The 12,337-nt window shown below is 73.5% G+C and carries 4 protein-coding genes and 1 pseudogene; 4 read left to right on the top strand and 1 reads right to left on the bottom strand.

Features of this window, described 5'->3' with window-relative positions; genetic code table 11:
- Nucleotides 1-66: 66 nt before the first annotated feature.
- A complete protein-coding gene (locus ACWCQS_RS00690; protein WP_451002468.1) occupies nucleotides 67-2,892 on the bottom strand; it encodes a lysylphosphatidylglycerol synthase domain-containing protein in 2,826 nt (941 codons plus the stop codon).
- 186 nt (nucleotides 2,893-3,078) lie between these two features.
- Between ACWCQS_RS00690 and ACWCQS_RS00685 the strand changes: the two genes are divergently transcribed.
- The 4 genes and pseudogenes from ACWCQS_RS00685 to ACWCQS_RS00670 all read left to right on the top strand — a co-directional run bounded on the left by ACWCQS_RS00685 (nucleotide 3,079) and on the right by ACWCQS_RS00670 (nucleotide 12,221).
- Complete coding sequence (locus ACWCQS_RS00685; RefSeq protein WP_451002467.1) at nucleotides 3,079-3,465, top strand: MGMT family protein; 387 nt, start codon at nucleotides 3,079-3,081, stop codon at nucleotides 3,463-3,465.
- A 257-nt stretch (nucleotides 3,466-3,722) separates the two neighbouring features.
- Nucleotides 3,723-7,154 carry an ATP-dependent helicase gene (locus ACWCQS_RS00680; RefSeq protein WP_451002466.1) on the top strand — a complete coding sequence of 1,144 codons (3,432 nt, stop codon included), beginning with the start codon at nucleotides 3,723-3,725 and terminating at the stop codon, nucleotides 7,152-7,154.
- 115 nt (nucleotides 7,155-7,269) lie between these two features.
- Nucleotides 7,270-10,807, top strand: a pseudogene (locus ACWCQS_RS00675) (UvrD-helicase domain-containing protein).
- Nucleotides 10,808-10,817: 10 nt separating this feature from the next.
- On the top strand, nucleotides 10,818-12,221 hold the full coding sequence (locus ACWCQS_RS00670) for a dipeptidase (RefSeq protein ID WP_451002465.1): 1,404 nt from the start codon (nucleotides 10,818-10,820) through the stop codon (nucleotides 12,219-12,221).
- Nucleotides 12,222-12,337: the final 116 nt, after the last annotated feature.

The raw sequence follows: 12,337 nt of genomic DNA, 5'->3' as shown, positions 1-12,337 counted from the left end.
CGCCGGGGCGCGCGGGGCGCGGGCCGTATGAGGTACGGAACCCCGTGCCCGTGCCTTGTGCGACCCCTACAGGGCTCCCTTGCGGGTGAGCTGGTTGAAGGCCAGCCAGCCCGGCAGCACCGGCAGCCACAGCGTCAGCAGGCGGTACAGCAGGACGGCCGGGGCGGCGACCTCCTTGGGCAGGCCGACGGCGATCAGGCCGACCGTCAGGGTCGCCTCCACGGCACCGACGCCGCCCGGGGTGGGCGCCGCGGAGCCGAGGGCGTTGCCCGCGAGGAAGACAACGGCGACGCTGGCGATGCTGAGCGAGGCCGAGCCGTCGCCGAACGCCCGGACGGAGGCGTCCAGGCACATCACGAAGCAGAACGTCAGCAGCAGGATGCCGCCGATGCCGGTGATCAGCTTCTGCGGCCGCTGCAGCACATCGAGCATGCGGGGCACGACACCCGCAAAAAGTGAGCGCACGCGCGTGACGACGAATTTCCGCAGGAACGGCACCGATGTCACCACGAGCACCAGCACCGCCACCGTCAGCAGGCCCGCGATGACCGTCCGGGACGGCGACAGGGACGGCGTCTTCTCGGTGCCGGTGAGATAGCCGAAGGACAACAGCATCAGGATGTGGAAGCCGAGCCCGGCCAGCTGCGAGGCGCCCACGCTCGCCACCGCGAGCCCCGGCCGCACCCCCGAGCGCTGCAGGTACCGCGTATTGAGGGCCACACCGCCGACCGCGGCCGGTGCCACGATCTTCACGAACGAGCCGGCCACCTGAGCCGCCACGGCCCGCAGGAACGGCACCCGCTCCGGTACGAACCCCAGCAGCTGCATCGCCGCCGCCACATAGCTGAGCGCCGCGAACAGCACGGCGGCGACGACCCAGCCCCACTGGGCGTTGGCCACGAGCGGCCCGAACTCGATGTGCGTGAGCTGCGTCAGCAGGAAGTACGCGCCGATGGCACCGGCGAAGACGCTGATCAGCGTGCGTGGCCGCACCCGTTCCAGCCGGGCCGGCTCCACCGGCGCCTGCGGCCTGATCCGCAGCACCTCATGGCGGATCTGGGTGAGCAGATCCTCCTCACGCGCTTCCTCCAGGGCCTCGTCGACGGCCCGCTTCTCGGCCCGCGCCTGGGCGCGTACGGCCTTCTTGTCGGCCTTCCCGAGGGCCTCCGTGCCCTGCGCTCCGGCTTCCTCCGGAGGCGCCTGCTTGGCCTGCCGGGATGCCTCCAGGACCGCCTCGCGCTCGCGCTGGGCCTGCTCCCGGGCCAGTTTGCGCAGCGTCGCGCGCGTGGAGCGGGTCAGGGCGATCGGCTGGAGCAGCGGCAGGCAGTCGGCGACCGCGTCGGGCCCGAGCACCCGGACCGCCGAGGCCACCGCGCGTTCGGCGCCCACCCGCAGACCGAGCGTCGTGACCAGCTGGGCCACGTCCATGCGCAGCAGCAGCTCGCCGGCCGCGATCTCACCGCCGCGCAGCTCGGTGAGGATCACCCTGCCGGAACGATCCACCAGAATCGCGTCACCTGCGAGTCTGCGGTGTGCGATGCGCCGCGACTGCAGCGCCTGCACCTGGTGCCAGGTGTTGCGCAGCAGCTCGTCGGTGATCTCCTCGTCGGCCAGCGAGTCCAGCGTGCGCCCGCCGGTGTGCTCGTAGACGAGCATGACGGCGTCGGGGCCGAGCTCGGAGGTGGCGATCAGCTTGGGCGCGTTGGCGCCGGCCGCGATCGCCGCGTACGCCAGCAGCGCCTCCTGTTCCAGCGCCTGGCGCAGGGACTGGAGGCTGGAGCGGGTGGCGAAGCCGCGCAGGGTGAGATTGCGCCACGCCCGGTAGAAGAAGCCCTGGGCCTGCTGTTCCCGGTCCACGACCGTGACGTCCAGCGGCGGGCCGTCCTCCAGAGTGACGAAGTAGCGCCGGCCGCGGTCGCCGTTCTCCGTCTCCACGGCCTCCTCGCGGGCCGCGCTGACGGGGTGGAAGCCGACGTGCCTGAGGCCCGCCATCAGGGTCTGCCCGGTGGGGCGCACGTTGGGGGAGCCGACCGCGTACAGCGTGCCGTAGGCGATGGTCCAGCCGATCAGCACCGTCAGCATGATCGAGAACGGCGTCGTGTAGCCGGTGACCAGCATCGAGAACGCGTCGAGCAGCAGCACGATCCACAGCACCGCGCGCCATCTGGGTCTGCGGGACATGCCGACGGCCGTCATATAGGCGATGACGGGTGCCAGATAGCCGTGCACGGGGTCGGTGAGGGCATGGATGTCGCCGGGGGAGGGCTGGGTGAGCGCCTCCTGGATCGAGCCCGGGGCGGCACGCGCGACCCACAGGTCTGTCGCGAGGGTCACTCCGTGGGCGAGGACCGCCGCGAGGACGCCGTCGGCGATGCGCAGCCCGTCGCGTTTGATCAGCCGCTCGATCGCGAAGGCGACCGGCACCAGCAGGATCGCGATGCTGGACGCCAGACCCGCGATCTTGATGAGCAGGTCGGGGGCCTGACCAGTGCCCTTGTGGATGTCCTGCTCGAAGCCCGAGGTGGTGCCGTGCGCGAACGCGGCGATCGCGAGCAGCACCGCGATGGCGAGCACGCCCACCAGGAGCCGCATGAGGTCCGAGGGGCGGTGCACGCGCGCGGGGAGCAGCGGTTCGTCGCCCTCCACGGCCTCGGCGTGCGGATCGTCGTCTGCGCCTGGACCGTGGCCGGGGGTCGTGTTCTCCGGGACGTGCGCTCCCTCGGCGTCGTCGTTTCCGTCGGCCGCGCTGTTCTCACGCGCGCGTGCGCTGTCCTCTGCGCTGTTCTCCAGCTTGCGCGGGCCGTCGTCCTGCGCTCCGCCGGCGGTGTCGGGGCGCGCGGCGGCGTCAGGGGTGCCCGCCGCTCCTTCGGGGTGCACGCCCTGCTGCTTCATGGTCTCTTCTTGGTCTCGTATCACCAGTCACCGCCCGCACGATGGTGGCATGCCCCACCGACACACGGGGGCATCAGGGTGCGGATGCGCGGGCGCACAGTCTGCCGGAAGCGCCGTCCGGGGGCGAGAGGGCCGTTCCTCGCGGTCCGCGCCGCGATGTCGGTGGGGTGGGGCAGGATGGGGCGAATGAGCGAGCAGAGCCCTGCCGAGGACACCCGCGAGGAGTACGCGGACGCGCTGCCGGAGTACGCCGAGCGGGTCCTCGAGGTCGCCGAGCGGATCCCGCCGGGGCGGGTCATGACGTACGGCGATGTCGCCGAGTGGCTCGAGGAAGGCGGACCGCGCCAGGTCGGCCGTGTGATGTCGCTCTACGGAGGCGCCGTTCCGTGGTGGCGTGTGGTGCGTGCCGACGGGGTGCTGCTGCCCGGCCACGAACTGCGCGCACTCGCCCACTACCGCGCGGAGGGCACGCCGCTGAAGGAGGCGGCCAGGAGTGCCGAGGGGCATCTGCCGCGGATCGACATGCGGCGGGCCCGATGGGACGGCGGAACGGGCGCGGTTGGTCACACCTGACAGCTTCCGCCATTCGATGCCCTCGGGGAGAGCCCATGGCCCGTACGGGTGACACGGGGGACATCCGTGGCATGACGTACGTTCGTGGGTTGTGGGACGCGCGTGGCATGAGCGCCGCGAGGGAAGAAGCGGAAGCCCTGCTTCCGTCCGGTGCGGCGGCGTAGCGTCGGCTGCACGTGTCCCCCTCACCCCGCGGTCACCGCCTCGCACGCGTGACCGCCCGCCCACCAGCACGAACACCAGGACCGGCCGATCACGTGAGCTCCTCTTCCTCCACCAGGCGCCTGCCGCACCCCCCGGTGCGGCAGGGGGGCCGTGGCGCTTACCGACTGGTCCGTACCCCGCCGGCCGCCATGGACCCCCCTCGTCTGGACGCGGCTCAGCGCGCCGTGGTTGACCACAGCGCCGGACCCCTGCTCGTCCTCGCCGGCCCCGGCACCGGCAAGACCACCACCCTCGTCGAGTCCGTGGCCGCGCGGATAGCCCGCGGCGCCGATCCCGAACGCATCCTGGTGCTGACGTTCAGCCGCAAGGCCGCCGTCGACCTGCGCGACCGCATGGCCCTGCGCATCGGCGCCGCTCGCGCGCCCCGGGCGACCACGTTCCACTCGTACTGCTACGCGCTCGTGCGCGCCCATCAGGACAGCGACCTGTTCACCGAGCCGCTGCGACTGCTCTCCGGCCCGGAACAGGACGTCACCGTCCGCGAGCTGCTCGCCGGGCAGCCGGAACTGCAGCGGCTCGGACTGGCGCATGTGAGCTGGCCCGACGAGCTGCGCGCCTGCCTGACCACACGGGGCTTTGCCGACGAGGTCCGCGCGGTCCTCGCCCGCAGTCGCGAGCTGGGCCTCGGCCCCGGCGCACTGGACGCATTCGCCCGCCGTATCGGCCGCCCCGACTGGCGCGCCGCCGCCGCGTTCCTCGCCGAGTACCTGGACGTGCTCGACATGCAGGGCGTGATCGACTACGCGGAACTGGTCCACCGCGCGGTCCTGCTCGCCCGCCGCCCGGAGACCGCCGCACGGCTCGCCGCCCAGTACGACGCCGTGTACGTCGACGAGTACCAGGACACCGACTCCGCCCAGGTACGGCTCCTGCACGCGCTGGCCGGCGGCGGACGGACCCTGGTCGCCTTCGGCGATCCCGACCAGTCGATCTACGCCTTCCGGGGTGCCGACGTGAACGGCATCCTCGACTTCCCGGCGGCCTTCCCGCGCGCGGACGGCCGCCCCGCCCCCGTCGAGGTGCTGCGCACCTCCCGCCGTTCCGGTGCCACACTGCTGGCCGCCACCCGGCTGATCACCCAGCGCATGCCGCTGCCCCGGCTGCCCGCCGACAAGGTTCGCGTCCACCGCGAGCCGGCCGCCGTACGGGACGGGGGCCGCGTGGAGGTCTACACGTACCCGACGGCAGGTACAGAACTGGACAACATCGCGGACATCCTGCGCCGCGCACACCTGGAGGACGGCGTCGCCTGGAGCGACATGGCCGTCCTGGTCCGAGCCGGCGCCCGCACCCTGCCGACCCTGCGCCGCGCCCTCACCGCGGCCGGCGTTCCGCTGGACATCGACGGCGACGACCTGCCCCTGCGCCACGAGCCGGCGGTGGCGCCGCTGCTGACGGCCCTGCGCGCGGTGGCCACGGCGGAGGCCCGGCGCCATGAGAAGAACGCAGGCGTGCTCTCCCCTGCCGGCGAGTCTGTCGAGACCGCCTCGGACGAACCTGGGGAGACGGCCTCAGAAGAGGCCGTCGCCGCGGAGGCCGCCCCCGAAGACACCGCGCCTGAAGACACGGCAGAGCCGGTCCCGGACCTCTCCTGGCTCGACACCGAGACCGCGCTCACCCTGCTCGCCTCCCCCCTCGCCGGCATGGACCCCGCCGACCTGCGCCGCCTCGGCCGCGCCCTGCGCGAGGAGGAGCGGGCGGCCGGCAACCCGCTGCCACCCCCCTCCGACGTACTCCTCGCACGGGCGCTCGCCGAACCCGAGCGCCTGGCCGTGCACGACCCGGCATACGCGCGCGGCGCGCAGCGCCTCGGTGCGCTGCTGCGCAAGGCCCGCGAGCGCCTCGCGGGCGGCGGTACGGCCGAGGAGGCGCTGTGGGACCTGTGGGAGGGCACGCCATGGCCCACGCGCCTGGAACGGGCCGCCCGGCGCGGCGGCGCGGCCGGCCGCAACGCCGACCGGGACCTGGACGCCGTGTGCGCGCTGTTCGCCACCGCCGCGCGCGCGGAGGAGCGCACCGGAGGCCGTGGCGCGCTCAACTTCCTTGAGGAGATCGAGGCCCAGGACATCGCCGCCGACACGCTCACGCGCCGCGCGGTACGCCCCGACGCCGTCCGTCTGATGACCGCGCACCGCGCCAAGGGCCTGGAGTGGCGGCTGGTCGTCGTCGCCGGTGTCCAGGATGGCCTGTGGCCCGATCTGCGCCGGCGCGGCTCCCTCCTGGAGGCCGACCGCATCGGCCGCGACGGACTCGCCGAACCGCTCACCCCGGGCGCCCTGCTCGCCGAGGAGCGCAGGCTGTTCTACGTGGCCGCCACACGCGCGCGTGAACGCCTCGTCGTCACCGCGGTGAAGGCACCGGCCGACGACGGCGACCAGCCGTCCCGCTTCCTGACCGAACTCGGCGTCGAGCCGAAGGACGTCACCGGCCGCCCCCGCCGCCCACTGTCCGTGGCCGCGCTCGTCGCCGAGCTGCGCGCCACCACGGTCGACCCGCGCGCGTCCGCCGCCCTGCGGGAGGCCGCCGCCGGCCGCCTGGCCCGGCTCGCCGCCCTCGCCGACGAGGACGGCCGCCCACTGGTGCCCTCCGCGCACCCCTACCGCTGGTGGGGCATGTACGACCCGACCGAGAGCAAGGTGCCGCTGCGCCACAGCGACCGGCCGGTCGTGCTCTCCGGCAGCGCCCTCGACCAGCTCGCCAACACCTGCGCGCTCCAGTGGTTCCTGGGCCGCGAGGTGAAGGCCGACGCCCCGGCCACCACCGCACAGGGCTTCGGCAACGTCGTCCACGTCCTCGCCGATGAGGTCGCCTCCGGCCGCAGCCCGGCCGACCTCGACGTCCTCATGGAACGCCTGGACTCGGTGTGGAACGCGCTCGCCTTCGACGCGCCCTGGAAGTCGCAGCAGGAGAAGGACAACGCGCGCGTGGCGCTCGAACGCTTCCTGAACTGGCATGTGCTGGACCGCACCGGCCGCACCCCGGTCGCGAGCGAGCAGGACTTCGACGTCACCCTCGAAGCGGGCGACTACCAGGTCCGCATCCGCGGCCAGATGGACCGCGTGGAGACGGACGGCGAGGGCCGCGCCTACGTGGTGGACTTCAAGACCGGCAAGCAGGCACCCAGCGCCGCCGAGGTGGCCCGCCATCCCCAGCTGGCCGTCTACCAGCTCGCCGTCCAGGAGGGCGCCGTCGACGAGGCCTTCGACGGCGCCCGTCCCGAATCCGGCGGCGCCGAACTGGTGCACCTCAGGCAAGGCGCCGCCAGACGCGACGGCGGCGACAGCCTGCCCAAGACGCAGACCCAGGAACCGCTGTCGGGGGAGTGGGTCGGCGAGCTGCTGGCCACCGCCGCCGGCAAGGTCCTCGACGAGCGGTTCGCGCCGAACACCGGCCAGCACTGCACGCACTGCGCGTTCCGCGCCTCGTGCAGCGCCCGTCCCGAGGGACGGCACGTGATCGACTGAGCCACCGGGGATGCCGGAGTGACGCACGGCACCGCATGCGCTGACCTGCGCTTCTTCCTCCCCGGAGGGTCGATCGGGCATCGACTGTCAGTCCCCGCCGCTAGCCTTTTGCGACATGCCCGCCCGCATCAACGACCCCGAGCAGCTCAAAGAGCTCCTCGGCATCCCGTTCACCCCGGAGCAGACGGCCTGCATCACCGCGCCGCCCGCCCCGCAGGTGATCGTGGCCGGAGCCGGGTCGGGCAAGACCACCGTCATGGCCGCCCGCGTGGTCTGGCTGGTCGGCACCGGCCAGGTCGCCCCCGAACAGGTCCTCGGCCTGACCTTCACCAACAAGGCCGCAGGCGAGCTGGCCGAACGCGTCCGCAAAGCCCTGATCAAGGCCGGCGTCACCGACCCGGACGTCATCGACCCGGACAACCCGCCCGGCGAGCCGGTCATCTCGACGTACCACGCCTTCGCCGGCCGCCTCCTCACCGACCACGGACTGCGCCTCGGCCTGGAGCCCACCTCCCGGCTGCTCGCCGACGCCACCCGCTACCAGCTCGCCGCGCGCGTGCTGCGCGAGGCCCCCGGCCCCTACCCCGCGCTGACCCGCTCCTTCGCCGACCTCGTCAGCGACCTGCTCGCCCTCGACTCCGAACTCGCCGAACACCTCATCGACCCCGAGGAACTGCGTTCCTGGGACGCCGACCTGCTGCGCACCCTCCAGAGCGCCGAACTCACCAACGCCGATCTACGCAAGGTGCCCGAGACGGCCGCCGCCCGCCGTGAACTGGCCGACCTCGTCCGCCGCTACCGGACGGCCAAGCGCGAACGCGACCTGCTCGACTTCGGCGACCAGATCGCCCTGTCCGCCCGCCTCGCCGGCATCCCCGAGGTGGGCCGGCTGCTGCGCGAGGAGTTCCGCGTGGTGCTCCTGGACGAGTACCAGGACACCTCCGTCGCCCAACGCGTCCTGCTCGCGGGCCTGTTCGGCGGCGGCACGGGCCATCCCGTGACCGCGGTCGGCGACCCCTGCCAGGCCATCTACGGCTGGCGCGGCGCCTCCGTCGCCAACCTCGACGACTTCCCGGCGCACTTCGCGCACGCCGACGGCCGCCGAGCCACCCGGCAGGCCCTCAGCGAGAACCGCCGCAGCGGCGGCCGCCTCCTCGATCTCGCCAACGGCCTCGCCGAACCACTGCGCGCCATGCACGCGGGCGTGGAGGCCCTGCGCCCGGCCCCCGGCGCCGAGTACGACGGCACGGTCCGCTGCGCGCTGCTGCCCACCCACGCCGAGGAACTCGACTGGATCGCCGACTCGATCGCCCACCTCGTGCACACCGGCACGGCCCCCGGCGAGATCGCCGTACTGTGCCGGGCGGCGACCGACTTCGCCGAGATCCAGGGCGCCCTCGTGGCACGGGACGTCCCCGTCGAGGTGGTCGGCCTGTCCGGGCTGCTGCACCTGCCCGAGGTCGCCGACCTCGTCGCCGTCTGCGAGGTCCTGCAGGACCCCGGCGCCAACGCCGCTCTGGTGCGCCTGCTGACCGGCCCGCGCTGGCGCATCGGCCCCCGCGACCTCGCCCTGCTGGGCCGCCGCGCCCGGCTGCTGGTCGCCCACGCCCGCGTGGACGACGGCGACGACCCCGACCGCCGGCTCGCCGCCGCCGTCGAAGGGATCGACCCCGCCGAGGTGATCTCGCTCGCGGACGCCCTCGACACCTTCCTCGAAGCACCCATGGACGCCGAGTCGCACGACGGCGGGCTGCCGTTCTCCCCGGACGCGCGCGTGCGCTTCGCCCGCCTGGCCGCCGAACTGCGCGACCTGCGCCGCTCGCTGTCCGACCCGCTGATGGACGTCCTGCACCGCGTGCTCGCCGTCACCGGCCTGGAAGTGGAGCTGTCGGCGTCCCCGCACGCCCTGGCCGCCCGCCGCCGCGAGACCCTGTCCAACTTCCTGGACGTCGCCGCGTCCTTCGCGGCGAGCGACGCCGAGGCCACCCTGCTCGCCTTCCTCGGCTTCCTGCGCACCGCAGCGCAGTACGAGAAGGGCCTCGACAACGCCCTGCCCGGCGGCGAGAACACCGTCAAGGTGCTCACCGCCCACAAGTCCAAGGGCCTGGAGTGGGCCGTCGTGGCCGTCCCCGGGCTGGTCAAGGGCACCTTTCCCAGCGCACAGGGCCGCGAGAAGTGGACGGCGCAGGCCAAGGTGGTGCCGCACGCCCTGCGCGGCGACACCGACACCCTGCCCGACGTCGACAGCTGGGACGCGCGCGGCATGAAGGCCTTCCACGAGGCCATGAAGGACCATCAGCACACCGAGGAGCTCCGCCTCGGCTACGTCACCTTCACCCGCCCCCGCTCGCTGCTGCTCGGCTCCGGCCACTGGTGGGGGCCCAGCCAGAAGAAGCCACGCGGCCCCTCCGACTTCCTCCAGGCCCTCCACGACCACTGCGCCACCGGACACGGCGAGATCGAGGCCTGGGCCGAGGAGCCCGCAGAGGACGAGGAGAACCCCGCCCTGCACACGGCCGGCGCCGACCAGGTGTGGCCGCTCCCGCTGGACGCCGCCGCCCTGGCCCGCCGCCGCGCGGCCGCCGAGACCGTCCTCGCCCACCTGGACGCCCTCGCCGCCCAGGACACCGCCCACCCGCCGGCCGCCCACGACCCCGCCGCCCTCGACGACCCGGACTGGCCCCCGCCCCCGGACGACGCCCCCTACGGCGAGGAGCCGTACGAGAGCCTGCCCGAGGATCCGTACGGGGACGAGTTCCCGTACGACGACGGCGGCCCCGATGCGCAGGATCCCGACAGCTGGGACTCCTGGAGCGCCGAGCGACCGACCGTTCCCCACCAGGCACCCGCGCCCGGCGCACGCGCTCCGCGCACCCCCGATCCCGCGCCCGAGACCGCTCTCACCCCCGAGGAGGCCCGCACCATCGCCTCCTGGGACCGTGACCTGGACGCGCTCAGCGGCGAACTGCTGCGCGCCCGGCAGACCGTCACCGACGTCCCGCTGCCCGCCGCGCTCACCGCCACCCAGCTGCTGCGCCTGGCCGAGGACCCGGACGGGCTCGCGCAGGAACTCGCGCGCCCCATGCCACGCCCTCCGCAACCGGCCGCGCGCCGGGGCACTCGGTTCCACGCCTGGGTCGAAGCCCGCTTCGAGGAACTGACGCTCCCCCTGCTGGAACCCGACGAACTGCCCGGCAGCGACGCCGAGATCGCCGACGAACAGGACCTGGAAGCCCTGAAGGAGGCCTTCGAACGCACCGAGTACGCCCGGCGCACCCCTTACCGCGTCGAAGCGCCCTTCCAGCTCACCCTCGCCGGCCGCGTCGTACGGGGCCGCATCGACGCCGTCTACAGACACGGCGACGGCGACGCGGCGACGTACGAGATCGTCGACTGGAAGACCAGCCGCACCCGCACCGCCGACCCGCTCCAGCTCGCCGTGTACCGGCTGGCCTGGGCCGAGCAGCAGGGCGTGCCCCCCGAGTCCGTCACGGCCGCCTTCCTGTACGTGCGCACCGGCGAGGTCGTACGGCCGCGGGGCCTGCCGGACCGGGCCGCCCTGGAACGGCTCCTCACGGAAGACACCGAAACGGCACACCCGGCAATCTGAGTGTGACGAACCGCCCGCCGAGGATGTCGGTGCGGGCCGATAGGCTCGTGAACATGAGCCAGACCCCGGACAGCGCCGTCCGCACGTACATCGAGCAGCACCGCGCCACCTTCCTCGACGACCTTGCGGCATGGCTGCGCATCCCCTCCGTGTCGGCCCAGCCCGACCACGCGCCCGACGTACGGCGCAGCGCCGACTGGCTCGCCGCCAAACTCAAGGAGACCGGCTTCCCGACCACCGAGGTCTGGCAGACCCCCGGCGCCCCGGCCGTCTTCGCCGAGTGGCCCTCCGGCGACCCCGAGGCACCCACCGTCCTGGTCTACGGCCACCACGACGTACAGCCCGCCGCCCGCGAGGACGGCTGGGACACCGACCCCTTCGAGCCGGTCGTCCGCGGAAACCGTCTCTACGCGCGCGGGGCGGCCGACGACAAGGGCCAGGTGTTCTTCCACACACTCGGCGTCCGCGCCCACCTCGCCGCCACCGGCCGCACCGCACCCGCGGTGAACCTGAAACTCCTGATCGAGGGCGAGGAGGAGTCCGGCTCCCCGCACTTCCGGGCCTTGGTCGAGGAGCACGCGGGCCGGCTCGCCGCCGACGCCGTGATCGTCTCCGACACCGGCATGTGGTCCGAGGACACCCCGACCGTCTGCACCGGCATGCGCGGCCTCGCCGAGTGCGAGATCCGGCTGTACGGCCCCGACCAGGACATCCACTCCGGCTCCTTCGGCGGTGCCGTACCCAACCCGGCCGTCGCCGCCGCCCGCCTGGTCGCAGCCCTGCACGACGAGCACGCGCGCGTGGCGATCCCCGGCTTCTACGACGGCATCGTGGAGCTTACCGACCGCGAGCGCGAGCTGTTCGCCGAGCTGCCCTTCGACGAGCAGCGTTGGCTGGACACCGCCAAGTCTCGCGCCGCCCACGGCGAGGCCGGATACACCACCCTCGAACGCATCTGGGCCCGCCCGACCGCCGAGGTCAACGGCATCGGCGGCGGTTACCAGGGCCCCGGCAACAAGACGATCATCCCCTCCTCGGCCATGGTGAAGCTGTCCTTCCGGATGGTCGCCGGCCAGGACCCGGACCACCTCGAGAAGGCCGTCCGCGCCTGGGTCGAGACACAGATGCCCGCCGGGATCCGGTACGAGATCGGCTTTGGCGCGGCCACCCGCCCGTGCCTGACCCCGCTCGACCACCCCGCACTGCAGTCCGTGGTCCGCGCCATGGGCCGCGCCTTCGAGAAGTCGGTCCGCTTCACCCGCGAGGGCGGCTCCGGACCCGCCGCCGACCTCCAGGAGGTCCTCGGCGCCCCCGTCCTCTTCCTGGGCATCTCCGTCCCCTCAGACGGCTGGCACGCCCCGAACGAAAAGGTCGAGCTGGACCTCCTCCTCAAGGGTGTCGAGACCAGCGCCTATCTGTGGGGTGACCTGGCCGAGCACTGGCGTCACACGCCCTGACCGGCCGGTGCCGTACGGGTGGGCACCGCGCGCGGGGCACACTGGAAGGACCGTCCCGCCCGTCCCACCCGAGCCCGGCCCGGTGCCCTCCCGCCCACGTCCCGCCGAACCGCCCG

The organism is Streptomyces sp. NPDC002076 (genome assembly GCF_053593835.1).
Note: the sequence above shows the minus strand (reverse complement) of the source record. Positions and strands in the feature narration are given on the sequence as shown.